Below are 25,434 nucleotides of genomic sequence, written 5' to 3'. Positions count from 1 at the left end.
TGATAATATAGCAGTTATTTAAAAATAGACTCAAATTTACCCATTTCAATCTGAATGGATTTGACTTGGGTGTAGTGTTCTAGTGTCATTATGCCATTTTCACGTCCCACGCCTGATTGCTTATAGCCCCCCACAGGCATTTTGGCATCTGACTCGCCCCACGTATTGACCCAACAAATACCCGCTTGCAAGGCATGGGTAATGCGATGAGCTTTATTTAAATCAGACGTAACGACACCCCCTGCCAAGCCAAAAATCGTGTCATTGGCACGCTCTATCGCTTCATCTTCATCATCATAAGTCAAAATGCTCATGACAGGCCCAAAAATCTCATCGGTAACAATGCTCATCTCATCGGTACAATCAGTAAAGACAGTCGGTAGCACAAACGCCCCTTTGGACAGCGACTCGCCATGCTCGGCAAAATCATCCGCCACCGCACGCCGTCCACCAAACAGCACCGTTGCCCCTGCTTTTTTGCCCTGCTCCATATAATCAAGCACTCGCTCCATGTGGGCAAAGCTCACCAAAGGACCCATGTTGGTTATCTCATCAGTTGGGTCGCCCAAGCGAACCTTGGGCAGGCGTGCCAAAATGGCTTGTTCAAAGGCGTGTTTTTTGGCACTTGGTACAAAAACTCGTGTGCCATTGGTACACACTTGTCCTGTGCTATAAAAGTTTGCCATCATCGCCACGTCCGCCGCCAGATCAATGTCGGCATCATCACAAACAATCAAAGGCGACTTACCGCCAAGCTCCATGGTTACGTCTTTTAGTGATGATGCTCCTGCAAGGCTCATCACTTTTTTGCCTGTTGCCACCGAGCCTGTAAATGAGATTTTGGCAATGTCAGGGTGTTCGGTCAGATACGCCCCCACATCACCACCACCTTGCACGACATTAAACACCCCGTTAGGCGCGCCAGCTTGGGTATAAATCTCGGCAAGTTTTAGGGCAGTCAAAGGCGTAACTTCACTCGGCTTAAAAATCATGGCATTACCAGATGCCAAGGCAGGGGCGGATTTCCATAGGGCGATTTGAATGGGATAATTCCACGCCCCAATCCCTGCCACCACGCCAAGCGGTTCTCTTTGAGTATAAAAAAAGCTCCCTTCTTTGCCCGTGCGAAGTGGCACTTGCACTCCTTCAACGGCGGTGGCAAGCCCTGCATAATACTCCAAGACGTCCGCCCCTGTGACAATATCCACATAAGCGGTCTCGCTGATTGCCTTGCCTGTGTCCGCCGTCTCAAGGCGTGCCAGCTCGTCGTTTTGTTCACGCAAAATTGCCACCGCTTTTAGCAGTATCCGAGAACGCTCCACCGCTGTCATGCTTGCCCAGATTTTTTGTCCTTCTTTGGCGCTTTGTACCGCTTTATCCACGTCCGCTTTTGAAGCACTTTGCAGTTTGGCAAGCGTGTCTGCTGTAGCAGGATTGACCGTCTCAAAAAACTCCCCGCTACTGGCGGATGCATACTTTCCGCCGATGTATAGCGATGTTTGTTCTACGTTTGGTAGTGATGACAATGCCATAACAAGACTCCTATATTTTTAAAAATTTATCATCAAAACTTATAAATTTTATTCAAAGGTTGATGAAACCAAAAAGATAGGTTATGATAACAAAAAATCATCTATAACGCAAATAATTGATTTTTAATGACTTTATTGTTTAATTTGTGTAAAATGATTATATATTTCAAATTAATTTTTGTAAACGTTTTGTAATTTATTAGGTTTTTTGAAAACCATTTAGGGTGTGTTAAACCTTGATGATATTCTCATAAAATAAGATGAAAATTTAGCGCACCCTAGCAATTTTATATCATTAACGAACTTTGGAAGGTAACACTATGGGAGATACCAAACCCAAAGACGGTCGCCTAAACCGAACGGTGTTTATCTGTTCGGCGGTGATTATCGTCTTTTTTAGCTTATATACCATGCTGTTTAATGACAGTGCGTCCGCCATTTTGGACGGTGTGCTGGCGTGGGTAAGTACCACTTTTGGTTGGTATTACTTTTTTGCCGCATCGGTGTATATCATTTTTGTGCTGTTTATCGCCTGCTCTCGCTATGGCAACATCAAGCTAGGTCCCAAGCACTCCCAACCCAAGTACAGTCTTTTGACGTGGTCGTCCATGCTGTTTGCCGCAGGGATCGGCATTGACATCATGTTTTTTTCGGTGGCAGAGCCTATCATGCAGTACATGAATCCGCCTGTTGGGGACGGTCAGACCACACAGGCGGCTCGTGAAGCCTTGATGTGGACGATTTTTCACTACGGACTGACAGGCTGGTGCATGTATGCGTTGGTGGGCATTGCCCTTGGCTATTTTGCCTACCGCTACAATCTACCCCTAACCATTCGCTCGGCATTGTACCCCATGATTGGCAAAAAGATTGATGGACCTGCCGGTCATGCTGTGGACGTGGCGGCGATTTTGGGGACGATTTTTGGTATTGCCACCACTTGCGGTATCGGGGTTGTGCAATTAAACTACGGTCTGCACGTTATTTTTGATTTGCCTGAAAACTTACTTTGGCAAATCGGGCTTATCGCCCTAGCGGTCGCCATTACCATTGTGTCGGCAACCACAGGGGCATCCAAGGGCATCAAAATCCTATCGGAGCTTAACATTTATTTTGCCTTGGGGCTTATCCTGTTTGTGCTGTTTTTGGGCAATACCGAATTTTTGCTAAACGCCATTGTCATGAACGTGGGCGACTATCTTAGCCGTTTTCCAACTTTGACGCTAGACACCTTTGCCTACAACCAAACGCCCGAACAAAAACAATGGATTCAAGACTGGACGCTGTTCTTTTGGGCGTGGTGGATTGCGTGGTCGCCTTTTGTGGGACTGTTTTTGGCTCAAATCTCAAAGGGTCGTACCATTCGTGAATTTGTCATCGGCACCTTGTCCATTCCCTTTTTGTTTACGCTTGCTTGGCTGTCAGTCATGGGCAATAGTGCCTTAAATGAAGTCTTAGGAGGCAACCTTGCTTTTGCCGAAAAAATCATCGCACGCCCTGAGATTGGTTTTTATGAGCTGTTATCCACTTATCCGTGGTTCTCGGTAACGGCAATCATCGCCTTTGTCTCAGGACTTTTGTTTTATGTAACATCGGCAGATTCTGGGGCGATCGTGCTTAGTAATTTTAGCTTCAAAAGCCAAAAAAACACCGACACGCCCCCCATTTGGATACGCCTGTTTTGGGCGGTGGCAATCGGCATGCTGACCGCTGCCATGCTGATGACGGACGGCATCACCGCCCTACAAAAGGCGACTATTGTCATGGGCTTGCCATTTAGCTTTGTCATGTTTTTTGTCATGGTGGGGCTGTTTAAGTCGTTACGCCTTGAAGATTTTAGAGAAGAGATTACCAAAATCAATGCCGTGCCTGTGGCAGGGGGCGTGGACGTGAGCGACTGGCAAACTCGTCTGCACCGCATTACCGCCTATCCTGACGCCTCAGAAACAAAAGCGATGATGACAAATGTCTGCCTGCCTGCCCTAACTGACGTGGCGGACGCTCTACGCCAAAAGGGACTGTCGGTGCGTGTGGAATCGGTCGCCTTGGACGGTGAGCCAAGCCTTGTGCAACATATGCTGACGGTGGATTATAAGGATGAGTATAACTTCGTGTATGGCATCGTCCCCGTTAAATACCCTGTGCCAGAGCGTCCAACGGTTGATGATGGGCAAGAGTTTTATTATCGCTTGGAGACGTATTTGTTTGAAGGTTTGCAAGGCAATGATTTGTCAGGCTTTAACAGCGAGCAAGTCATCAATGATGTGCTTGACAAATACGAGCGTCATCGGGCGTTTTTGCATTTAAATCGTGAAACCCCCGGTAGCCGCCCTGTGTTTCCTAAGTGATTTATCCCAAAATAAAAGCGTGTCAAAAGGCACGCTTTTTTTATTAAATCTTTTTCCAAGCTAAAAATAAACCCTTATAAAAACTGGGGTTGAAGTTTTTAAAAATCTATAAAAATCAGGGCTTGGAAAGAAGTCTATTAAAAATCTCCCCAAACCATCATTCCCAAACCGCCATTTTTGCATTATAATAATCCTATTTTTATCCGTGAACATTCATCATGAAAAAATCCTTACTTAGCCTAACCCTACTTAGCCTTAGCTTATCTGCCACCGCTCAGGACACATCAGCCCTTGACGACTTGACCATTGGTGCCTTAGCCAGTTTTGGCTCGCACGCCTATGCCACCGATGACAAAGTGGGGGTGGTGCCACTCGTGCTATACGATAACGACTATTTTTATGCCGAAGGCTCGGAGTTCGGTTTTTATGCTCACAAAGACAGCGAAAACTGGTTTCGTGTCGGGGCAGGCTATGAGTCTCGAAACTTTGAGCCAGATGACGCAACCATAACCGCCCTAAAAGGCTTAAACAGCCGTAAATCCAGTGCCAATATCGTACTAAGTTATATGCGTATCACGCCTGTGGGCGGTTTTGAGATCAAGGCAGGCACGGACATGATGGACAGAAGTGGCGGTCAGACCGTCTCGTTGGCTCATCGCAGTCTGTTCAAATTCGCCGATAACAAACTCACCGTCTATCCCAAATTTGGCGTAAACTGGTACAGTGATGATTATAACCAATACTACTTTGGCGTATCTAAGCAAGAAAGCACCAAAACAGGCATAGACATCTACACCGCCAAATCCAGCTACTCGCCCTTTGTCTCGGTCTCTGGCAAATACCAATTTACCGACCACGTCGGTGCCTTTGCCAACACCAAAGCCGAATGGCTCTCATCAACTCAAAAAGACAGCCCGCTAACCGATGATAAGGTGGACATTGGGGCAAATGTGGGTTTGACTTATACCTTTTAATGGTTAAAATCATTTTTAACTTTATATTAAGTGACTCATTTATCAAGGGCGAATGTGATTCACCCCTACCACCCAAAATAATTAGCAAACAACAAAAAGGGCAAACCCACGCTCGCCCTTTTTATCGTTTATCTGCTTATCAATCATCGCTTGATTGTAATTGGATATAGTTTTGAATGCCGATGTCCGCAATCTTCTCTTGCTGGGTTTTTAGCCAGTCTTCGTACTCTTCATTGCCGTCTTTTAGCTTGATGAGTAGCTCACGAGAAACAAAATCACGCTTGGCGGTACACACGTCAATGGCTTCTACCAGCACGTCATGTTTACGTTTCTCCAAACGCAAATCACATGCCAAAATCTCTTCTACACTCTCGCCAATCATGAGCTTACCCAAATCTTGCAAATTTGGCAAACCTTCAAGTAGCAAAACTCGTTCAATCAGCTCATCTGACCATTTCATCTCACGAATGGACTGCTTAAAAAATGAGTCGTTTAGTTCTTCTACGCCCCAGTTTTTGACGATACGAGCGTGCAAAAAATACTGGTTAATGGCAATCAGGGACTGACCCAATACCAAATTTAACTGACGGATAACGTCTTTATCGCCTTTCATGTTATTACCTTTTTATCTTTAAATTTTAAACATTTAACTTTTTTAAAAAAGGGTGTATGCACAACACCCCTTTTGCTTTTTGCCCTACTTAGTGCGTGACACCCACCATGTTAGACTCTCCACTTTGGCTTTGTAGGTAGTTTTGTAGTCCCATAAGCTCAATCAAACGTAGTTGTTTTTCTAACCAGTGAGCGTGGTCTTGTTCGGTGTCTTCTAACTGACGCACGAGCATATCACGAGTTACATAATCACGCTCGGCTTCACAGATAGAAATACCTTCTTTTAGGTGTTCTTGCACGGCGCATTCTAGTTCCAAATCGCTTTTTAGCATGGCAGGCACATCGGCACCGATGTTAATCTTGCCCACTTGCATATTTGGTGTACCGCCCAGCATGATGATACGGTTGATAATTAGGCGTGCGTGTAGGGTCTCATCTTCCATTTCGTGATAAATGCGGTCGTGCAATTTACCCAGCTCCCATTCAGCGTACATTTGTGAATGGATAAAATACTGGTCTCTGGCACCCAACTCGCCCGCCAATAAGAAATTTAGATAATTAATGACTTTTTGAGATGATTTCATGATAAAAATCCTGTGTTAGATAAAGAAAAATCAGCCAACGCTGTATGGGACATATCATAGCACAAAGATAGGGATTGACAAGGGGGTATTTGTATGGCAAAGGAACTGCGAACGACTTACGCTGTGAGAATGGCTATTACAATAACAAAAATTTTCACCTAAGAAATCATCTTAGGTGAATTGGAGAAAATGGTTTTGGCAAATAGGCTAAGTTATTGATTATGTTGTTATTTTTATTATTGATGACAATTCCTTTTACCATTTTAATAATTTGCAAATAATAAGGCTTATTAGTTAATTTTATCAACTTGAAAATGACTATTGATTGATAATTTTAATTTAGCTAAGATTATGCAAAGACACTTATATTGAGAAAAATTACAGTAATAAATTTACCAAATATTTACAAACATTCTATCACACCGCCATAGCGTCCACCGCCACATATTTGGCATGATGTTCATCAACTAAATCCTGCACCATAGGCATACAACAGCCACAGCAAGTACCGACCAGTAGCTCACTTTGCAATGCTTCCACGCTATCAACGCCTTGTAGCATGGCGGTTTTGATTTGGGTGTCTTTGATGTCATGGCAAATACAAACATACATGGCGAAGTCCTTGGCGAATGCTGTTGTGGATTGGCTATTTTTTAAACGAAAATAAGAACGGTTATTCTTATTAACTCATGGGGTTATATTAGCAATAATTATTATTATTTGCAAGCAACAATTGATAATTTTTATAAAAAAAATTTAAAAATTTTGATGAATGCAGGGATTATTTGCTGATAATGCTTTTTAAAATATGAATTTGTCTAAAAATCAATGGCTTATTCCCAAAAATCTGCTTAACATTTTGATAAATAAAAATCCCCAAAACATCATATTTTGGGGATTGTTAAAAATTTAATCAAATTTGATTATTCATCAACAAAAGACAGCCAGTGCTTGTATTTGTCATTACGCCCTTGCACCACATCAAAATACAAGGTTTGTAGTTTTTCGGTCAGCTCGCCACGTCCGCCCTTGCCAATCACACGGTCATCATATTCACGTATTGGGGTAACTTCGGCGGCGGTGCCTGTCATAAAAATCTCATCGGCAAGGTAGAACTCATCACGAGTGATACGGCGTTCTACGACTTTGATGCCCAAATCATGAGCGAACTCAATAATCGTACGGCGAGTAATGCCGTCTAACGCTCCGCCTGCAAGGTCTGGGGTATATAGCTCGCCATTTTTCACCAAAAATAGGTTCTCGCCAGAGCCTTGACACACGTAGCCGAGCGGGTCCATAAGAATGGCTTCGTCATAGCCTGCACGGGTTGCTTCTTGGTTAGCTAGGATAGACACAGGATAGTTGGCGGCGGCTTTTGCCTTACACATGGTTACGTTGGGGTGATGATGTGTGTAGCTTGATGTCTTGGCACGGATACCGTTTTTGATGCCGTCTTCGCCCAGATACGCCCCCCAATGCCATGCAGCAACGGCTGAATGAATGGTGTTGTCTTTGGCGGCGATACCGAGCTTTTCTGAACCGACCCAGATGAGCGGACGAATATAAGCACTCGCCAAGCCATTTTCACGCACCACGTCTTTTTGGGCTTTGACCAGCTCATCATGGCTATAACGCACGTCTAGCTGAAAAATTTTGGCAGAATTAAGTAGGCGTTCGGTGTGTTCATGTAGACGGAAAATGGCGGTACGCCCGTCAGGGGTCTGATAGGCACGCACGCCTTCAAACACTGCCAAACCATAATGCAAGCTGTGCGTGAGTACATGGACTTTGGCATCAGGCTGGTTGACTAGTTCGCCATCTAGCCACATTTTGCCGTCTTGGGTTGCTAAACTCATAAGTTTTTCCTTGATAAAAAGAGCTTTTAATAAAATTATTTTATAAACTTAGAGCGTTCATAAAATAAAAGTAATCGCATGATTATAACACCGTTTGGGCGTTTTGCAATAGTTTTTTAAGGTGTGGTGCGAGCGATTGCCGTCTCTACCAGCACAAACTGGCGTACGTCATTTAGCATGATTGTGTCAAAATTATGAATAAAGGCAAACGACAACTGCCTATCAGGGTCGCAGAACGCCACCGAGCCGTTATAACCCATGTGTCCGTAGGCGTTTGGCGTGTGTTGCAAGCTAAATAAGCGATGAAAACCCGACCGCCACCGCATATTGGCAGGCATAACCGCATCAAAACCGTCCACACGCACCGCACGCATGTCGGCAAGCACCGCAGGCGTGATGAGCGTTTGCCCTTGCCATACGCCACCATTAGCGTGCATGGCGTAGATAGTGGCTAGGGCGTGGGCGGTAGAGACCCCATTGGCGGCAGGAATGACCGCTTGCAACACCTTATCATGATGGTATTCCACGCCATCACGTCCGTTTGGCATGAGTGCGTTTTTATAATTGACAAGGTTCATCTTGGCGGTGTCAAAATATAGCTTATTAATGCCAGATGTGCCAAGTGTCTCCACCTTATCCGCCCATAATGGCGTGATGTCAAGCCCTGCATATACCGCCAACATCTCTGGAGTGTCAGGTTTTAGGGTTGGTTTGCGTTTGGTTATGGGTGTGCCATCAAAATACCGCACAGGCTTGGCAACTTGTCCCAATTTATCAGCAGGCAGTCCATAATACAGCTCGCCCTGTATGCCTAAGGGCGTAGCAAGGTACTCATCTAGGGCGTGTTGCAAGGGCAGTCCTGTTACACGTTCCACTAATCCGCCCAAAATCCACCCTGAGACCAACGCACTATACGCACTGCCATAGCCCTGCTCGTCCTGTCCTTTGGGGGTGTTAGGCGACATTTGGGCAACTTTGGCGGTCATCATTTGCCAGTCGGTTAGCTCATCGGTGTCGTAGGTGAGTGTGGTGATTTTAAACAGCCCTGCGGTGTGAGTCAAGATGTGGCGTAGTGTGATATGCTCTTTACCCCCTACCCCAAACTCCGCCCAATATGAACCAATGGGCGTATCATAGTCCAACAGTCCTTTTGAGACCAACACCGCCACAAGGGTCGCTATCACGCCTTTGCCGATAGAGAAATTTACCGATAGCGTGTGGGCGTGCCAGTCTTGGTGTGGCAGGGCTTGCCCTATGGCGGTGTTTACCACCGTCTCGCCTTTGTGAGTGATGACAAGTGAACCACCGGCAGGCGAGTCGTCAAATTGTAATTTAGAAAGCAGTTTGGGAAAATCTTGCCACATGGTCTGTACCTAATGATAAAAATGGCTTATTGTATAAGAATTTGGGGGAAAATTCAAAGTGTGGGGCGTTTGTCATGACGTCAGATAGAGTGCGTATTATGCACCCGACCAAATTTTTAAAATTTGCAAATTTAAAAAATTTTAATCCCAAAAACCAAAAAACAGGGCAAATCATCATCTGCCCTGCTCTTTTTCACTCATCATAAAAACGTAATTTTGCCGAGTAAATGCGGTTTTTCCGTCCCTGCCGCATACAGGGCAAAGGCTCGCCCATCGCTCTCTTGGCGTGCCACAAAGTCAATCTTGGACGGCAAGAAAATGGGCGTTTTAAATGACACGTCCACTCGGTACGCCTTCGGCAAATCATAAAATTGAGCAATGCTCGCCGCCTTTGACCACATGCCATGAGCGATTGCCTTAGGAAAGCCAAACGCCCGAGCCGATAAGGGGTGCAAATGGATTAGGTTAAAATCGCCCGACACGAACGCATACCGCCGTCCGATGTCTTCTGGGATGTTAATCAGCTCCGCCCAACCATTCTCATCAGGCTCTAAGCGTGCCACGCTCTCAGACACAGATTTGACCGTGCGTTCATCGACGGGCTTTTTTTGGCGAGACAGATAAGTTGATGTCCCTTGCCATACTAGCTCATCATCGATATGCACTTCGGTGATAAAATCAAAGGTCTGCCCCTTGTCATGGGGGGTTAGGTTGTCAAGTCGCACACTCATCTTGACCGTTTCGGTATCAAAAATCGGACGATACTGCGTAACGCTGTTTTCTAAATGCACCAGCCCAAGCATGGCAAAAGGAAAATCAGGCTTTGCCATCATGTTCATCTGTAACGTCTGCGACAACACCGCAAAATACGTTGGCGGTACACGCCCATCATCAATAAACCCACAAATTCGCCGATAGTCTCGCAAATTGTTCTGGTCAATGGCGAGTTTGTCCACTGCATACACCGAATCAGGCAATGCCCCTGCTCGGTTGTCGCCATGCGGAATCAAACTTTTGATAACGTTGGCATAAGTGGTGTGCATTTTTGGCAATTCTTTAAAATTTTGTTCTGCCATATCATACCTTTAATATAAAATAATTTTTGGTAAATTTTAATGGATTTTTGGGGGAATGTAAATCAAAAATGTACAAGTGTACGGCTGATATGTTTCCCATCAAAATTTACCAATGAATAAAATCACGCCCCAAGCACGCTTTGACCGCACACACGCACCACGTTACCATTGAGTCCTGACGCTTTTGGCGACAGTAGCCACGAAATCGTCTCTGCCACGTCCACAGGCTCACCGCCTTGACTCATTGAGTTCATACGGCGACCGGCTTCACGAATGGCAAAGGGAATGGCACCGGTCATCTTAGTTTCAATAAATCCAGGGGCGACCGCATTGATACGGCGTGCCGAACCGTCTAGACTCTTGGCGGTCGCTTCTACCAGACCGATAACCCCCGCTTTACTCATGGCATAGTTAGTTTGCCCCAGATTGCCAGCAATGCCTGAGATACTAGACACACAGACGATACGAGCCGACTCGGACAAGCCATTATTGGCAAGTAGGTAGTTATTAATGGTGCTAATGGCTTTTAGGTTGATGTTTAGCACCAAATCCCATTTGTCGGCACTCATGTTGGCTAGGGTCTTATCACGAGTAACACCAGCGTTATGCACCACACCATCCAACACGCCACACGCCCTTAAAATCTGCTCGCCAGCGTCCGTTTGAGTGATGTCCAGTGGCAAGGCATAACCGCCCAGATTGCCAGCGACTTTTTGTAAATCTGCCAAAGACGCAGGCACGTCCAAGCAGTACAGCTGTGCCCCGTCTCGTGCCAACACTTTGGCAACTGACTCGCCAATGCCACGACTTGCCCCTGTAACTAGGATTTTTTTGCCTTTTAGGGGTTTGGTTTCGTCAAAATCGACCAACGACAGCTCATCGCCATTATCCTTGATATAGACCGCTTGCCCTGACACATATGCCGATTTTGCCGACATAAAAAAGCGTAAGGCGTGGTCTAGGTGTTTTTCGGCACCGATTTGGGTGTATAGGACATTGGCGGTAATGCCTTTTTTAAATTCTTTGGCGACTGATTTGACAAATCCCAACACCGCACGCTGTGCCAAAGCAAAATCAATGTCTATGCCTGTACAGCAAGACGGGCGAGCAATCAGCACAATCCGACCAGACGGTTTGATGCGACGGGCGATTTTATGGAAAAATTCATACACCACCTTTAAGCCGTCCGTGTCTTTGATGTTGGTAACATCAAAAATCGCCACTTTAAAACGCACGTTCTCGTCCGTTAGACGGTCATCGAGCTTATCATTAGTGGTAATCTTGGCGTCCAATGCGGTCAAAATATCATTCACACTACGGCTCACATCACTGTCGCCTGTCGCCCCAAATGCCACTTCGCCACGCACCACAGGCTGACCCACTTCAAAGCGGTCAAGTTTAATGGGTGTGGGCAAACCCAGATTTTTTGCAACAGTTCTGCCTAGACCTGATTGCACCAATTCACCATAACGGTCGCTCATAGGAGTATCCTTTTGTTTGTAAATACGATAAGCCCCATTCTAGCATAAAAATAAATGTTGGCACAAAATTTTCTCTATTATAAAAATAAGTTATAAATTTTAAATAAATAACAAAAAATTAGTTAAGAAAGCAAAAAACATTTTCCCTTTTAAGTCAAATGATGATAAGCTAGGATAAGCTAAAATGATAGATGCGATGTCATTTTTTGGGTTTTGATAAGATTGATTTTAGGATAATTTCGTGCAAATTTATTAGATTTTTATCTTAACTTATCTTAAAAATCATCTGTCAAAACCCTGTTACCTTTATCAATTCATTTCATTAAGGATAAGTCATGACCATCAAAAAAGTTGCCATTCTTGGCGGAAACCGCATTCCCTTTGCTCGCTCAAACGGTGCATACGCAGACGCCAGTAATATCGATATGCTCTCATCGGCGTTGGACGGTTTGATTGCTCGCTTTAATTTGGCGGACAAAGAGATTGGCGAAGTGGTTGCCGGCACGGTCTTAAAACACAGCCGTGATTTGAACCTAACCCGTGAAGCCCTGCTAAACACCGCCCTATCGCCCACAACCCCTGCCTATGACATCTCGCAGGCGTGTGGCACAGGTTTGCAAGCCACGTTTGCCGTCGCCAACAAAATCGCACTGGGCATCATCGACAGTGGTATCGCAGGCGGGACGGACACGACATCGGACGCACCGATTGCACTCGGGGACGGCATTCGTAAGCCCCTGCTTGCCATCAATAACGCCAAAACCGCCAAAGCTCGACTGACCGCCCTAACCCACATCAACCCCAAAGACCTACTGTCATTCCCTGCCAATGGTGAGCCACGCACTCGCCTATCCATGGGCGAACATCAAGCCATCACTACCCTAGAATGGAACATCAGCCGTGCCGACCAAGATGAGTTGGCATTTAACAGCCATCAAAATTTGGCTCGTGCGTATGACTCAGGATTTTTTGATGACTTGATGACTCCCTATAAAAGGCTAAACCGTGATAATAACTTGCGTGCAGACACCACGCTTGATAAACTTGCCACGCTAAAACCTGCCTTTGGTAAGCGTAACGCCAACCCAACCATGACCGCAGGTAACTCCACGCCACTGACCGACGGTGCGTCTTGTGTGCTACTTGCCAGTGATGACTGGGCAAGTGAGCACGGTTTTGAACCACTTGCCTACATCACTCACCAACAAACGGCGGCCGTGGACTTTGTGGGTAAAAATGGGCTGACCGAAGGACTGCTTATGGCACCTGCCTATGCCGTACCAAAAATGCTCGCTCGTGCTGGTCTGACCTTACAAGACTTTGATTTTTATGAGATTCATGAAGCCTTTGCCAGTCAAGTACTCTCCACTCTCGCCGCTTGGGAAGATGAAAACTTCTGCAAAAACCGCTTGGGATTAGATAAGCCATTAGGTAGCATTGACCGCAGTAAGCTCAATGTCAATGGGTCAAGCCTTGCCGCAGGACACCCCTTTGCTGCCACAGGTGGACGTATCTTAGCAACCGCCGCCAAACTGCTCGCCCAAAAAGGCTCAGGGCGTGCTTTGATTTCTATCTGTGCCGCTGGCGGTCAAGGCGTTACTTGTATTTTAGAACGCTAATCATACAAAAATTACCCTAAATCAAAAACCCCAATCTGTCATGGATTGGGGTTTTTGATTTGGCTTGGATTTAAATGGTATGCACTTCACTTTTTTACAATTTTCAACGGCTTATCAATTTTAAAATACATTTCTGCATTAAAGGGTGAATTGCAATTTTTCCCCTATATTCAAAATTTTTAACAAATCCAATTCCCTATTATTTAAAATAATTTACCCAATAAATAACAAATTTTTCAATTTTTTATGGCGAATAATATTGTGTTTGAATTTTAATTTTTCTTATTTTAAAAAGTTTATTAAAAAATAGATTATGTTAAATAAATTTGGTATAATTGGCAAAATGGAGAGAACAACCGACAACGGCAAAACATGGGTGTTTACGTTGCGTGACGATGTCAAATTCCATGACGGCACACCGATGACCGCCAAAGAAGTGGTAAACAGTCTAACGCTCGCCCTAAATAAGCCCACTGCCCTAGAAAGTGCTAATATCGAGCTTATCAAGGCAGTTGATGATAAAACGGTAGAATTCACTCTTGCCGAGCCTTTGACCACCCTACCGTCTTATTTGACACACGCCACCGCCATTATCCTAGCCCCTGCGTCTTTTGATGACAAAGGGCAAGCCACCAAAATCATCGGCACAGGGGCGTATCAGGCGGATAAGGTTGAGCCACCACAAAAGATTGAGCAGTCCGCTTATGCCGACTATTGGGGACAAAAAGCCCACATTAATCGCATTAACTACCTTGCCAACTCTCGCAGTGAGACCCGCACCCTGCTTGTCGAGAGTGGCGATGACCATTTGGTGTACACCCTAGACAGTGCCAGCCTAAAACGCCTACAAAACAACAGCGACCTACAAGTGACAACCCAAACGCTCGCTCGCACCATTGTCATTAAGATGAACATCGCCAATCCGCTCTTTGCCGATAAGACCACTCGTCAAGCCCTATCCGATGCCATAGACCGTGAAGCCATTGCTAAATCGGTGCTACGCATTGGCGATGCAGGAGCGTATGAGCTACTACCGCCCATGTTTGGCGATTGGCAGGCAGGCGTGGCAAAATCCGCCCCTGATTATCCTGCCATTAAAGCCAAACTGCTCGCCAATGGCTTTACCGAAGGGGCAAATGGCGTGCTACAAAAAGACGGTAAGCCCTTTACCATATCGCTCATCACTTTCTCCGACCGCCCAGAGTTACCGCTTATCGCCACCGCCTTACAAGACCAATGGCGTAAAATCGGTGTGGATTTACAAGTTAATATCACCAACTCATCAGAGATTCCCAAGGCTCCAAGACGGCTCACTGCAAATGGCTCTGTACGCTCGTAACTATGGCAACACCCCAGACCCATTGGCTTCACTACAATCCGACCTAAGCCCACAAGGCAGCGACTGGGGCGTGATGAATTACCAAAACTCTACGCTTACCCAAGCCTTGCATGACATCGCTACCACAGCCGATGATGTCAAGCGAGATGAACTCAAAAAACAAGTCGCCACCATTTTGGCAGATGAGCGTCCGCTTATCCCTGTCGTGTACTACCAACAAAGTGCATCCGCTCACAAGTCGCTACAAGGCTTGACCCTTGACCCCTTTGAGCGTAAATACAACCTAAATCAGCTTAAATGGTAATACTACGCCATGATAACCCAAAGAGCGACACGCCATCGCTCTTTTGACTCTCTTAATTTGCTTTACACCTAAGTTTATGGCAACCATATCATTATGCTAAAACTACTCACATCACGGCTTATCCAACTGCTCTTGGTCGTCTGGTCGGTCGGCACTTTGACCTTTGTTCTTATGCGAAGCCTACCCGGCGACATGGCGTATCGTATCGCTGCGTCTCGCTATGGCTACGACCAATTCACCGCAAGCTCTGCCGACCAAGTGCGAGCCGAACTGGGGCTTGATTTGCAGTGGTATGAGCAGTATATAGCATGGTTTGGCGACCTGCTCCGCTTGGATTTGGGAAACTCGCTCGTCAGTGGGACAAGCGTGTGGGACGAGATAGCCCACCAGTTTGGGCACACGCTGTCGCTGGCGTTTGTCGCTTTGATTATCTCACTTGTAAAAAACCTCACCCGTTATTTACACTTTGTTTAAAATAAAACTCTAACCATTCATAAGGCGTAAAAGTCAAAGTTTTTCCTGTAATCTCATCTTTTTTGGTTAAAGATGAATGTGGTCTAACAGTGTTATAGAAATTAAGAAATCTGGTTAATTCTTGCTTTCTATGTTCACTGCTGACAAACTCATGTTGATGATGCCAAAGCTCTATTAATGTTCGTATCTCCTGTTCAGCTTTGCCATTGGTTTGTGGTCTGCCTACTTTGGTAAATTTTTGGTTGATGTGGTTATCATAACATACTTTGACAAATTCATGCTGTGTTGTGCCTTTAAATTCAGTGCCATTGTCAGAGTAAATAACATCAATTTGGTAAGGACAAGGTTCTATCACTTGCTCTACCAGAAACTGTGCTGCACCAAAGGCTGTTTTGTCAGGCAGTATGGCAGCATACAGTTCACAAGAATAGTCATCTACGGCAACAAACAGATATTCTCTAGGACTGTTTGTACTTTGTCCTTTAAGTAAAGGTAAGCGTTTGGCATCTACATGAACCATCTCACCAAAATAGGACTTGTTGTATCGCTTGGCTTGCCTTTTGAGTTTGTCTTGAATGGATTTTTCAACCTTAGCCAAGCGTTTAATGCCATACTTGGCTTGTTTAAAGCGATTATTGGTACTGGTTTGAGGCTTAAGGAGTTTAATGCGAGCAAGTTTTAAGACCTTGTAAATGGTAGGTCTTGATACTTTGTACTCGAGTGCCAGTGAAGTCACTGATTGCTTGTTCTTATGGTAAGCAGTTCAAATGGCTTTCCTATGGTGGGGAAGCAGTCTTGTGTTTTTGTGGGCATTGTTAAACTAAAATACATAATTCAAAGTTCCATTCCACTTAGCAAACAGTAAGTTCAAAGTGTTTTCTATCATTTTCTCGGATTTAGAATAACATTTTGATTTTCTTCTAAATCTTGCTGTGAAATGCCTAATGGGACTATTATAGCCCTCTATGGTAAAAGTTTGAGCTTTGCTTGTCATATGTTTTGATTTTGGAATGACTTCAAGGTAAGATTTCCAGTAGTCACTACAAAACAGTTGAATGTTATGGATGTTCAATTGATTGTAAAGCTGTTTAAAGGTGTTGGTGTCTCGTCTGCCACAAACAAAACCTAAGATTTGTTTTGTTGTTCTGTCAATGGCAAGCGGGGTCCAGCAAGCGTTTTTTATGCTTGGTGTAGCTATGAATCTCATCAAGCTCAACGATATCTATCGCTTGATTGCTATCTTGTTTGATTTGATGTTGTTCGCCAAGTTTTTTAACCCATTGATAGACTGTGCCATAACTAATACCTAATATGCGACCAATTGAACGAAAGCCCAAACCTTCTAGATACATATTGATTGCCATTTGCTTGGTTGCTTCGCTTTTATGATGCGTTGGTTTATGTACTGAAAAGTAATGATTGCAACCTTTGCACTTATAGCGTTGTCTGCCATTGTTAAAACCTGCTTTGACAAAGTGTTTGTGCTTACATTTAGGACAACTATCAAATGTTTCGTTCATTGGTTTTTACTCTATGGTAAAGTATTGAGTTATTTTAACTTATGTATTTGTTTTTAATAATACCAGAAAAAGTAAGGCAAATGCAATGATTTGCCTTGTGTGAATTATGAACGATAATCAGCATTGATACTGACATACTCATGCGACAAATCACAAGTATAAACCGTATCGGTACAATCACCCTGCCCCAAATCAATGCTGACGGTTATCTCGGGGCGACTCATGACCACTTGCCCCTGCTCTTCGGTATAACCATCCGCCAGTCCGCCACGCTGACAAATGGCAATCTCGTCTAGCGACACGCTTACACGGCTTTGGTCAAATGGCACGCCTGCATAACCCACCGCCGCCAAAATCCGCCCCCAGTTCGGGTCGGACGCGAAAAATGCCGTCTTGACAAGAGGTGAGTGAGCCACCGCATAAGCGATTTTGGCACAGTCGTCCGTGGTCTTACCGCCTGTTACCTTGACCGTGATAAATTTAGTCGCCCCTTCACCATCTTGTACGATGAGCTGGGCGATTTTTAACATCACATCTTTAATGGCTTGGTAAATGGCTTGATAATGGGCATGGTTTTCGCTGTCTATCAAGCCCCCCACCTTGCCTGTGGCGATGAGTGTACAACAGTCATTGGTAGATGTATCGCCGTCAATGGTAATGCGGTTAAAGGATTGATTAGTCAAATCCACCAAGATTTTCTGTAACAGCTCTGGGCTGATATGAGCGTCTGTCGCCACAAACCCAAGCATGGTCGCCATGTTTGGGCGTATCATACCCGCCCCTTTGCTGATACCCGTTACCGTGTAAGTCATGCCGTCTATCGTGGTCTGCACGCTATGTCCTTTGGGGGTGGTGTCGGTCGTCATGATACTGTGGGCAGAGTTTAGCCAGTTATCGGCTGTCAAAACCGTCAACGCCTTATCCAGCCCTGCAATAATCCGCTCGCTCGGCAAAGTCTCGCCTATCACGCCCGTAGAATACGGTAGCACTTCGCACGCATTCACGCCTGTTTTGTCCGCCAACGCCTGACAAGTCGCCAATGCTCTATCTATGCCGTCCTGCCCTGTGCCTGCATTGGCGTTGCCTGTATTGATAAGTAGATAGCGTGGCGTGTGCGTTCGGATATGTTTACGCACCACTTGCACAGGGGCTGCCACAAAGTAGTTTTGCGTGGTAACGACCGCCACGCTCGCCCCGTCCTCTATCTCAAACACCGTCAAATCACGGCGGTTCGCATAGCGTACACCTGCTTCACAAATGCCGATTTTTACACCATCAATGGGCAATAATGGCACAAGACTGACATCACCGACTGGCATGGGTTTTTCCTTATTTAATTTAAAATAAAACCATTGTACCAAAAATTTGTGTATTTTTGTAAAAATTTATGGGATAAAATCATGCGGATGGTTTTGTTTTATTACGCCTAACAAATCAAATGTTCTCCACAGGCTTTGCAGGGCTATTTTGTACGCCCATAAAAATTGATATCGCCAAAGGACGTGCTCAGCACGTCCTTACACCCACATATTACTAGCCTTGTATTAATTTTAGGGGTTTATGACTGCATTTTTAAAAATAGATTATGTTAAATAAATATAAAGACAAAACATTACCATTGTGATAATAATGAGAAAATAAGTTTTGTTAAAATGGTTATGTCAATGACTTGTCATATATTACCACGTTGTTACGATATACTTTTATTTTACTACCAGGAATACCTTATGAACATCGCCACCCTATGCTCTGTCGGTGCCATCGCCCTAGTTGCCATGGGCTTGACCGCTTGCCAAAGCACGCCGACTAGCCCTGTCATCGCTCGGGCGGATAACACGTTTGAGACCACAGGACTGGGCAAGACCAAAGCCACCGCCCAAAACAACGCTCTAGCGTCCGCCAAAGCCCAATGCGGTTACAAAACCCCTGTCGTCATCAATGACATCACCACCTACAATGGCGTGATGGACGAACGCATGGGGCGAGTCATGGAACAAGGGGCAAAAGTGGTCGGCACGATACTCGGCACAGGCTCGCCTGAACTAAGCCGTGATGATGACTATGAATATTTTATTAAATTTCAATGTCAATAAAATATTCATCTTTTTTATAAAAACATTGGGGCAAATATTTATCCCAATGTTTTTATTTTTCAAATCAATCAATTTAAATTTAACAAATTTGACTCTAACTTAAATTTTATATTTAGCATTTTTAAAAAACCATTTTCAATTCGCCCCGCTTTTTATGTCATCATGCACCAATAGTCCTGTTTGGCGGATTGTCGGGGTATTAACCGCTTTTAATAATGCCTGCTCGGTGCTGTATATTGCCACTTTGGTTTTGGCACGGGTAATGGCGGTATAAATGAGTTCTTTGGATAATAAACGCTCGTTATCATCATTAAAGACCACAGCGACTTTTTCAAATTCTGACCCCTGTGATTTATGCACGGTCATCGCATAGCCGGTTGTGGCAATATCCCCGTCTAGCATATTAATCGGCAAGCCTTTAACCGAATCGCCAAAATACACCGATAATTCATGACCTCGTTTGCCACTTTGCAAACAAATGCCAATATCGCCATTAAACAATCCCAAATCATAACGATTTTTTAATATCATCACAGGACGACCATGATACCAAGGCGATTTTACCGTCGGCAGTTTTAGATATTCACGGTGCAATGATTCAATAAAGCCATTAATCAGCTCATCGCCACAACTGCCGATATGTGATGCGGTCAAAATGCGATATTGATTAAACCGTTTATTTAATTCTTGTAGCTGTGTTTGTTTTTCATCATCACCATATGTGGCAAACTGTTTTTTTAATGTTTTGGTTAAGGCAAAAAAGCCATCAGGCGTCATATATTCATCAGCGATGTTTTTATAAAACTGCTGTCGCAACAATGACGGCTGTGCTGTCAAAAAGGCAATGTCCATCCATGACAAATAGCTCTCTTGATGAATGAGTGCGATGAGCTTGTCAAAGGCGATGTTTTCTGGTTGATTGATAAGCTGTGCCAAACGTCCAATGCCCGAATCCTTAGAAAAACGGTTGGATACGACCAAATGCGTGCGTGTCGTCATCAAGCTCGGTATGCGACACAAATCCGCCAGCACCGCCCCTGCGTCCACTGCCGAGAGCTGATGGGCGTCGCCGAGCAGGATAATCCTAGCCCCACGCTTGACGGCACAGAGCAAATGGCGTGCCAGCTCGGTGCCAAGCATGGACGCTTCATCCACAACAATCAGCTCATACGGCAGTGGGTTTGATGCATGGTAGCGGGGCATACCACTCATGCCAATGCCAAGCAGTCGATGAATGGTCATCGGCTCAGGCAGAGTGATGTTGGTCTGACTGTCCGAGAGTGCGTTTTGAAGCGACTCCGCCATCCGCTGTGATGCCTTGCCCGTGGGGGCGACCAGTGCCAGACTCAGCTCTCCGTCCACATCCGACAGGGCATGGTGCAACGCCAATACAATCTGTGCGACCGTAAAAGTCTTGCCCGTTCCCGGTCCACCCGTGATGATACTAAACGGCTCGCTCGCCACCTGCCTGATGGCTTGCTGTTGCTCAGGGTTTAGCGATGGGTTGATGGGCAAATCTAGGGCGTGGATGGGACTGTGGCGAATCTCATGAATGGCGGACAACAGCTCACGCTCCGCTTGATAACTGCGACCGAGCCACAAATACAGCGTATCATCATCATGATAAAACACCACCGCCCTATCTGGCTTTTCATCATCGCCATGAGCAAAGAAAGGGTTGGCGTATAATCGCTTGATAAACTCATCAAAATCCCGACCCAGCGTGATACTTGTCACATAATAAAAACGCAACGCACAAATCATCAGCTCGCCAAGCTGTGTCACCACCTGCTCATCTGACTGATGGCTGTGGCTTTTGGTGATAATACTGTGCTGATAATACCGCTCTTTTAGGTCATGTTGGGTGTGATGAACATAATGAGCCAAAGCCGTTTTATCATTTAACAATTCATCAATACGCCCAAAAATAGCATTAAAATCGAGCTCATCGCCCACTTTATCGCTAATGAGCGACACGATAGGATGTAATACTGACAACTGCCACGGGCTTAATTTATCATGGGCGGTATTTTGGGTGTTATTAATATCATCATGCCTATTTAATAATAATACCGTATGCCCGTCATGCAATAACTGACTGATGACAAAATGAATCAAACAAAATATCGTCTCATCAGCCGTATTAAATACAAAGTCATCAATACGTCCTGTCTCATGATACCAGTTAGCATTATCCTGCATGCGTCTGATGAGATATTGGGCGATGTTGTTTTGATAAGGGGTATTCATGGATTTCCTTTTATCTTAGCGGTTTATTTTAAAATAAATAACGTTTTTTAATCGGTTTTAGTCAAATTGTCTGATTAAACCATTCAAAAACTTAAAATCATTTAATCAAATATAAAAACTTAACCAAATAATTTATTCAACGCATAAATAAGCGGTAATGGCACTTGCCAAGCAATATGCCCCAAAGTTGGGTCATGCTTATCCACGCCCCGCAAAAAGACAAATTCCACCGCTCCCAAATACTGCTCTTCACGCCCGACATAATCTTTTATGCGTAATTTTAATAAACGGTGCAATGCCACTTGATACACGCATGCTTGAAGCCAATAGCCTGCTTTGTTCATGGCGGATTCTAATGAGTCATGGCGATAATGCGACAGACTCTCGCCGATAAAGTTGGATTTATAATCCACAACATAAAACTTGCCTTGATGTTCATAAACCAAATCTATCTCGCCATTGAGATATTTATAATAAGCAGATGGGTTTTGCTCGGTGAGTATTATCTCTTTATCGCTGTGTGCTTTAAATATCTCATTTAGCTCATTAATATTAAATGACTCGGTCAATCTTAGGGTAAAAGACATTTCTTTGGCAAGGCGATTAGGAGCTAATGCACTCAAACTTATCTTTGATGATAAAAATGGTGTGTGGCTAATGTCATACAGCCATTCTACCAATGCTTGATGATGGTTTAATACAGCCTGATTAACCAATTCATTAGCTAATTCATCATTTGATTCATGCGGTATATCGCCATGACTGCTGTGATAAGCATGAGCAAAGTTTAATTGGCGAATCTCATCATCAATGCGACTGCTGATGTTATTTTTATCATTGGGGTCGATAAATTGTAATAAATTATGTAAAAACGTTCCTGCATTCACGCCTTTTTCAAATAATGAGCGAATGTCATTCTCAGGATAAGGGATAATATCATCCATGAGTGTCGCCATTTGTGGGATGATGGCTATCTCATCATCGATGGCATTATCATCATCAATCACTGATGGTTTATTAAACACACTCATCAATGCCGTGGCACTGGTCTTGGACGCCCCATAAAAATACGCCTTGGCAAATACCACCTGCCATGGCTGATAATGTATCGGGGTCAATACCACATCATCGTCTTGATAGTTATCGGTTATCAGCTGTTCTGATTTTGCCAAATCAATGACATCTACTTTATCTGTCAGTCGCTCGGGCAATATGATATCTTTCTGTTTACAATCGAACCATAAAAACAATGGTCGCTCATCTATTTGACCAGCATTATATAAATCCTGCCCGACCACAAAAGTCTGCTCTGACGCTCGGGTCAATGCCACATAACCCACTCGCAAACGCTCATCAAGTAATTCTTGGTTTTGTTTGATTTTATAATAATCGCTTATTATCTCATTATCAGCCACTTTATCTTTGATGGGGGAGATACGGCGGTTATATCGCTCATCACTATAAGCATAAAACATGTCTTTGTGGTTCTTACTTGTGGCAGGGTCATCTAAATTCATGACATAGACAATGGGAAATTCCAAACCCTTTGATTTGTGAATGGTCATGAGATTCACGCCCGACTCGCTTGGCAATATCATCTGCTGATAGTCTTCATTATCATCTTGCCTTGTCATTTTATCGGCAAGCCAATTCATGAGTTTTATCTCATTATTATCCTGATACGTGTATTCTCGCCCTATCAGCTCGGTCAGTTGCCACAAATCCGCCAAATATCGCTCGCCTGCCTTAGCAGATGTTTGCCACAGATTATCATCGGATAACGGATGGTTTAATAAAGCATAAGTCAAAGCACTGGCAATGCCATATTTTAAAAACCGCTGATGGCATTCTTTTAAATGAAAAACAACGGACTGGATGATTTGTTCATCATTTAATAAATCAGTAACTTCTCTTAACTCATAACCAAATAATTGGGTAATAAAAAGTCGACCTAAAATCTCTCGCTCTTGGCTTATCATGGCAGTGAGTAGGGCATATAAATCTTTTGCCGACTCTGTGGTAAAAACATTGATGTCATTGGGCGAAATCGATGGAATGCCCAATTTATCCAACTGTTTTTTTAGTTGTGCCAAATCTTTTTTGGTGCGTGCCAATACCGCAATGTCATCAGGTTTGATTTTTTTATCATCAAGGGTATGTCCGCCTTGCAATAAGCTATTAATATGATGGGCGATGTATTGGTATTTATCCAGCTTTTTATTGTCATCATCTTTTTTATAAGGCAAATGCAATAATGTTAATGGCTTATGTCCCAAATAATCAGGCAATGCTGGCTTATTTAAATATTGCCATGATAATAAACTTTGCTCTTTGTGAGCGGTGATGGACTGATAATAAATGCCGTCGCCCAGATAAGCAGGACTATGGGCGTTATCTTGATGGGCAAACCAGTGATTTAAACTGTCGATTAACTCGCTATTAGAACGGCGGTTGGTCGTGAGTGTCAGCTTGCTGTTTAATAAAGGCGGTAATATATCGGTCTGTCCATAATGTTTAATGCTGTTATAATTGGCAACATCCCCGCCCCGAAAACGATAAATCGCCTGCTTGGGGTCGCCAACTAATAATAAAAATCCCGTGCTAGATTTGCCTTTGTCTCGCCTTTCTTTAAAATAATCCAAATAAACAAGCTCTATTAAGCGTTTTTGCAGTCCATTAATATCTTGGGATTCATCAATGAGTGCCACAGGATAATGATGGCGAATGTGCCTTGCCAGCTCAGGGCCATGCTCTAAGGCTTCGATGAGTCGCACCATTTGAAAAGTAAAGGTGCTTTTGTGCTGACGTTCTAAGGTGCTTTTTAATAATACCCGCACGTCCTTAGCGATGGTTTGATATAGATGGGATTTATAATAATCAGCAATTTCCTTGATGGCAGTTACTGTTTCACGGATGATTAATAATTTATCCAACGGCAAAGCAAGAAAGGCTTGTTTGTTATTTTCAAAGCCTTTTTTAAAATTTGTTTCTTTTTTAATATCTTCTAACTTATCCAAAAAACTTTTATCTTCATCACTGATATGATTCACAAAATCTAAATGATGGACTTTTATCATTTCCATGATGTTTTTTAAACGCCCAAATTCTTTGATGGCTGTACCGACATTTTTAAATCCAAATGCCAGCATATAATCAAGCTCATAAAACGGCTCAAAGACCGATATAATCTCAAAGACAGACATCAACCGTTTATCCAACATCGCCAAATAGTCATCCACACTTGCCATGGTATCGATGGGAGTATCATAGAAATTAAGTGCCACGGTAACCGCTTGATGTGCCGAACCGACATCGCTAAACACCGCCTTATCAATGAGTGCATAAAGTGGCAACTGAGCCACTCGCACATGCTCACGACGTAGGGCGTCATGAATGAGAGCACAGGTTAGCTCATTGCTGCTCGTGCTAAGCTCGGTGTTCATCTGATGACCGATTTGGTCGGCAAATTCTTTGAGCCACTTTTGGGCAAGGCTGTCTAGCGTTCCCACAAACAGCTTATCCAACGTCGCAAGCAGGAGCGAACACCGCCGAATCGCCAACGTCAAGGCGTTGGGGTCGCTGTCTGTGATAAGCTGTTTTATCAAATGCTCATTAATCGGGTCATCATGGTCGGCAATGCCTGCCACGCCTGCCTGCTCTACTATCTGCCCCCATGTCTGATTGCTGTCTCTGGCGGTATCGCTGTCCGTGTCTTGGGCGTGATGAAACCAGTGGGCATGAGTCGCCTTTTGTCCATTTAGCCAAGAGACATAGCGATAAAAACTACTGATACGAGCCTGTATCCGCTCTTGCATTTCGCTGGCGGACGCTCGTGTGAAGGTCGTGGCAATAATACGCTCAGGGGTGTATTTTTTCTCTATCAATAGCCGTAAAATAATGCCGGTCAATGTCCATGTCTTGCCCGTGCCTGCGGACGCTTCTATCAAATAGCCTTTACTGAGCGTGCAAGCAATGGCAGGAATGTCGGTCAGATTTGTCATTTATTAT

General features: G+C 44.2%; 20 protein-coding genes. 7 read left to right on the top strand and 13 right to left on the bottom strand.

Features of this window, described 5'->3' with window-relative positions; all coding sequences use genetic code 11:
• Positions 1-14 precede the first annotated feature (14 nt).
• Positions 15-1,532 (bottom strand): betaine-aldehyde dehydrogenase, encoded by a 1,518-nt coding sequence (gene betB / locus LP107_RS06515; RefSeq protein ID WP_112742297.1) that lies wholly within the window; start codon positions 1,530-1,532, stop codon positions 15-17.
• Positions 1,533-1,852: 320 nt separating this feature from the next.
• Here betB and betT point away from each other — a divergent pair, with 320 nt between their 5' ends.
• On the top strand, positions 1,853-3,880 hold the full coding sequence (gene betT / locus LP107_RS06510) for a choline BCCT transporter BetT (RefSeq protein WP_078275386.1): 2,028 nt from the start codon (positions 1,853-1,855) through the stop codon (positions 3,878-3,880).
• A gap of 218 nt (positions 3,881-4,098) precedes the next feature.
• Positions 4,099-4,854: a MipA/OmpV family protein gene (locus tag LP107_RS06505; protein WP_078275387.1), complete on the top strand. Its 756-nt coding sequence runs from the start codon at positions 4,099-4,101 to the stop codon at positions 4,852-4,854.
• A 139-nt stretch (positions 4,855-4,993) separates the two neighbouring features.
• Here LP107_RS06505 and bfr (LP107_RS06500) read toward each other — a convergent pair whose 3' ends face one another.
• The 7 genes from bfr (LP107_RS06500) to LP107_RS06470 all read right to left on the bottom strand — a co-directional run bounded on the left by bfr (LP107_RS06500) (position 4,994) and on the right by LP107_RS06470 (position 11,827).
• Positions 4,994-5,467 (bottom strand): bacterioferritin, encoded by a 474-nt coding sequence (gene bfr / locus LP107_RS06500; RefSeq protein ID WP_078275388.1) that lies wholly within the window; start codon positions 5,465-5,467, stop codon positions 4,994-4,996.
• 88 nt (positions 5,468-5,555) lie between these two features.
• Entirely contained in the window at positions 5,556-6,050 is a 495-nt protein-coding gene (gene bfr / locus LP107_RS06495) for a bacterioferritin (protein WP_078275389.1), read from the bottom strand.
• A 417-nt stretch (positions 6,051-6,467) separates the two neighbouring features.
• Positions 6,468-6,662 carry a (2Fe-2S)-binding protein gene (locus tag LP107_RS06490; RefSeq protein WP_062501173.1) on the bottom strand — a complete coding sequence of 65 codons (195 nt, stop codon included), beginning with the start codon at positions 6,660-6,662 and terminating at the stop codon, positions 6,468-6,470.
• Between the two features lie 311 nt (positions 6,663-6,973).
• Entirely contained in the window at positions 6,974-7,906 is a 933-nt protein-coding gene (locus LP107_RS06485) for a branched-chain amino acid transaminase (protein WP_264675861.1), read from the bottom strand.
• A gap of 116 nt (positions 7,907-8,022) precedes the next feature.
• Positions 8,023-9,270 carry a serine hydrolase domain-containing protein gene (locus LP107_RS06480; protein ID WP_112742298.1) on the bottom strand — a complete coding sequence of 416 codons (1,248 nt, stop codon included), beginning with the start codon at positions 9,268-9,270 and terminating at the stop codon, positions 8,023-8,025.
• Between the two features lie 200 nt (positions 9,271-9,470).
• Complete coding sequence (locus LP107_RS06475; protein WP_112742299.1) at positions 9,471-10,346, bottom strand: MaoC/PaaZ C-terminal domain-containing protein; 876 nt, start codon at positions 10,344-10,346, stop codon at positions 9,471-9,473.
• Positions 10,347-10,468: 122 nt separating this feature from the next.
• Positions 10,469-11,827 carry a 3-oxoacyl-ACP reductase gene (locus tag LP107_RS06470; protein ID WP_112742300.1) on the bottom strand — a complete coding sequence of 453 codons (1,359 nt, stop codon included), beginning with the start codon at positions 11,825-11,827 and terminating at the stop codon, positions 10,469-10,471.
• Positions 11,828-12,162: 335 nt separating this feature from the next.
• On the opposite strand from LP107_RS06470, the gene LP107_RS06465 reads away from it, so the two are divergent.
• The 4 genes from LP107_RS06465 to LP107_RS06450 all read left to right on the top strand — a co-directional run bounded on the left by LP107_RS06465 (position 12,163) and on the right by LP107_RS06450 (position 15,563).
• Positions 12,163-13,446, top strand: coding sequence for an acetyl-CoA C-acetyltransferase (locus LP107_RS06465; protein WP_078275394.1), 1,284 nt, complete (start codon positions 12,163-12,165; stop codon positions 13,444-13,446).
• Positions 13,447-13,759: 313 nt separating this feature from the next.
• Positions 13,760-14,785: an ABC transporter substrate-binding protein gene (locus tag LP107_RS06460; RefSeq protein WP_112742301.1), complete on the top strand. Its 1,026-nt coding sequence runs from the start codon at positions 13,760-13,762 to the stop codon at positions 14,783-14,785.
• Positions 14,766-15,089: a periplasmic substrate-binding domain-containing protein gene (locus tag LP107_RS06455; protein ID WP_112742302.1), complete on the top strand. Its 324-nt coding sequence runs from the start codon at positions 14,766-14,768 to the stop codon at positions 15,087-15,089. The genes LP107_RS06460 and LP107_RS06455 overlap by 20 nt, the downstream gene beginning before the upstream one ends.
• Positions 15,090-15,182: 93 nt before the next feature.
• Positions 15,183-15,563, top strand: a complete 381-nt coding sequence (locus LP107_RS06450) for an ABC transporter permease family protein (RefSeq protein WP_208624033.1) — start codon at positions 15,183-15,185, stop codon at positions 15,561-15,563.
• Here LP107_RS06450 and LP107_RS06445 read toward each other — a convergent pair.
• The 3 genes from LP107_RS06445 to argJ all read right to left on the bottom strand — a co-directional run bounded on the left by LP107_RS06445 (position 15,538) and on the right by argJ (position 18,402).
• The gene (locus LP107_RS06445; RefSeq protein ID WP_208624034.1) at positions 15,538-16,299 is read right to left on the bottom strand and encodes an integrase core domain-containing protein; all 762 of its coding nucleotides are present in this window, start codon (positions 16,297-16,299) and stop codon (positions 15,538-15,540) included. The genes LP107_RS06450 and LP107_RS06445 overlap by 26 nt on opposite strands.
• 84 nt (positions 16,300-16,383) lie before the next feature.
• A protein-coding gene (locus LP107_RS06440; RefSeq protein ID WP_228157684.1) for an IS1 family transposase occupies positions 16,384-17,083 on the bottom strand; the annotation gives its coding sequence in 2 pieces (ribosomal slippage) (positions 16,384-16,738 and positions 16,737-17,083; 702 coding nt in all).
• Positions 17,084-17,187: 104 nt separating this feature from the next.
• On the bottom strand, positions 17,188-18,402 hold the full coding sequence (gene argJ, locus LP107_RS06435) for a bifunctional glutamate N-acetyltransferase/amino-acid acetyltransferase ArgJ (protein ID WP_078274218.1): 1,215 nt from the start codon (positions 18,400-18,402) through the stop codon (positions 17,188-17,190).
• Between the two features lie 408 nt (positions 18,403-18,810).
• On the opposite strand from argJ, the gene LP107_RS06430 reads away from it, so the two are divergent.
• Complete coding sequence (locus tag LP107_RS06430; protein WP_264675862.1) at positions 18,811-19,176, top strand: hypothetical protein; 366 nt, start codon at positions 18,811-18,813, stop codon at positions 19,174-19,176.
• Positions 19,177-19,311: 135 nt separating this feature from the next.
• Here the strand turns inward: LP107_RS06430 and recD are convergent, their stop codons facing one another.
• Positions 19,312-21,426, bottom strand: a complete 2,115-nt coding sequence (recD, locus tag LP107_RS06425; RefSeq protein WP_112742304.1) for an exodeoxyribonuclease V subunit alpha — start codon at positions 21,424-21,426, stop codon at positions 19,312-19,314.
• A 119-nt stretch (positions 21,427-21,545) separates the two neighbouring features.
• Positions 21,546-25,427 (bottom strand): UvrD-helicase domain-containing protein, encoded by a 3,882-nt coding sequence (locus LP107_RS06420; protein ID WP_264675863.1) that lies wholly within the window; start codon positions 25,425-25,427, stop codon positions 21,546-21,548.
• Positions 25,428-25,434: the final 7 nt, after the last annotated feature.

This window comes from Moraxella bovis, from assembly GCF_025985205.1.
GTDB classification, from domain to species: Bacteria; Pseudomonadota; Gammaproteobacteria; order Pseudomonadales; family Moraxellaceae; genus Moraxella; species Moraxella bovis.
The sequence above is the reverse complement of the archived record's forward strand: the minus strand, read 5'-3'. Positions and strand labels throughout refer to the sequence as shown.

Excerpts from the sequence above, each read along its gene's own strand:
- betB (WP_112742297.1), bottom strand. The coding sequence starts at position 1,532 with ATGGCATTGTCATCACTACCAAACGTAGAACAAACATCGCTATACATC.
- betT (WP_078275386.1), top strand. The coding sequence starts at position 1,853 with ATGGGAGATACCAAACCCAAAGACGGTCGCCTAAACCGAACGGTGTTT.
- LP107_RS06505 (WP_078275387.1), top strand. The coding sequence starts at position 4,099 with ATGAAAAAATCCTTACTTAGCCTAACCCTACTTAGCCTTAGCTTATCT.
- bfr (WP_078275388.1), bottom strand. The coding sequence starts at position 5,467 with ATGAAAGGCGATAAAGACGTTATCCGTCAGTTAAATTTGGTATTGGGT.
- bfr (WP_078275389.1), bottom strand. The coding sequence starts at position 6,050 with ATGAAATCATCTCAAAAAGTCATTAATTATCTAAATTTCTTATTGGCG.
- LP107_RS06490 (WP_062501173.1), bottom strand. The coding sequence starts at position 6,662 with ATGTATGTTTGTATTTGCCATGACATCAAAGACACCCAAATCAAAACC.
- LP107_RS06485 (WP_264675861.1), bottom strand. The coding sequence starts at position 7,906 with ATGAGTTTAGCAACCCAAGACGGCAAAATGTGGCTAGATGGCGAACTA.
- LP107_RS06480 (WP_112742298.1), bottom strand. The coding sequence starts at position 9,270 with ATGTGGCAAGATTTTCCCAAACTGCTTTCTAAATTACAATTTGACGAC.
- LP107_RS06475 (WP_112742299.1), bottom strand. The coding sequence starts at position 10,346 with ATGGCAGAACAAAATTTTAAAGAATTGCCAAAAATGCACACCACTTAT.
- LP107_RS06470 (WP_112742300.1), bottom strand. The coding sequence starts at position 11,827 with ATGAGCGACCGTTATGGTGAATTGGTGCAATCAGGTCTAGGCAGAACT.
- LP107_RS06465 (WP_078275394.1), top strand. The coding sequence starts at position 12,163 with ATGACCATCAAAAAAGTTGCCATTCTTGGCGGAAACCGCATTCCCTTT.
- LP107_RS06460 (WP_112742301.1), top strand. The coding sequence starts at position 13,760 with ATGTTAAATAAATTTGGTATAATTGGCAAAATGGAGAGAACAACCGAC.
- LP107_RS06455 (WP_112742302.1), top strand. The coding sequence starts at position 14,766 with ATGGCTCTGTACGCTCGTAACTATGGCAACACCCCAGACCCATTGGCT.
- LP107_RS06450 (WP_208624033.1), top strand. The coding sequence starts at position 15,183 with ATGCTAAAACTACTCACATCACGGCTTATCCAACTGCTCTTGGTCGTC.
- argJ (WP_078274218.1), bottom strand. The coding sequence starts at position 18,402 with ATGCCAGTCGGTGATGTCAGTCTTGTGCCATTATTGCCCATTGATGGT.
- LP107_RS06430 (WP_264675862.1), top strand. The coding sequence starts at position 18,811 with ATGAACATCGCCACCCTATGCTCTGTCGGTGCCATCGCCCTAGTTGCC.
- recD (WP_112742304.1), bottom strand. The coding sequence starts at position 21,426 with ATGAATACCCCTTATCAAAACAACATCGCCCAATATCTCATCAGACGC.
- LP107_RS06420 (WP_264675863.1), bottom strand. The coding sequence starts at position 25,427 with ATGACAAATCTGACCGACATTCCTGCCATTGCTTGCACGCTCAGTAAA.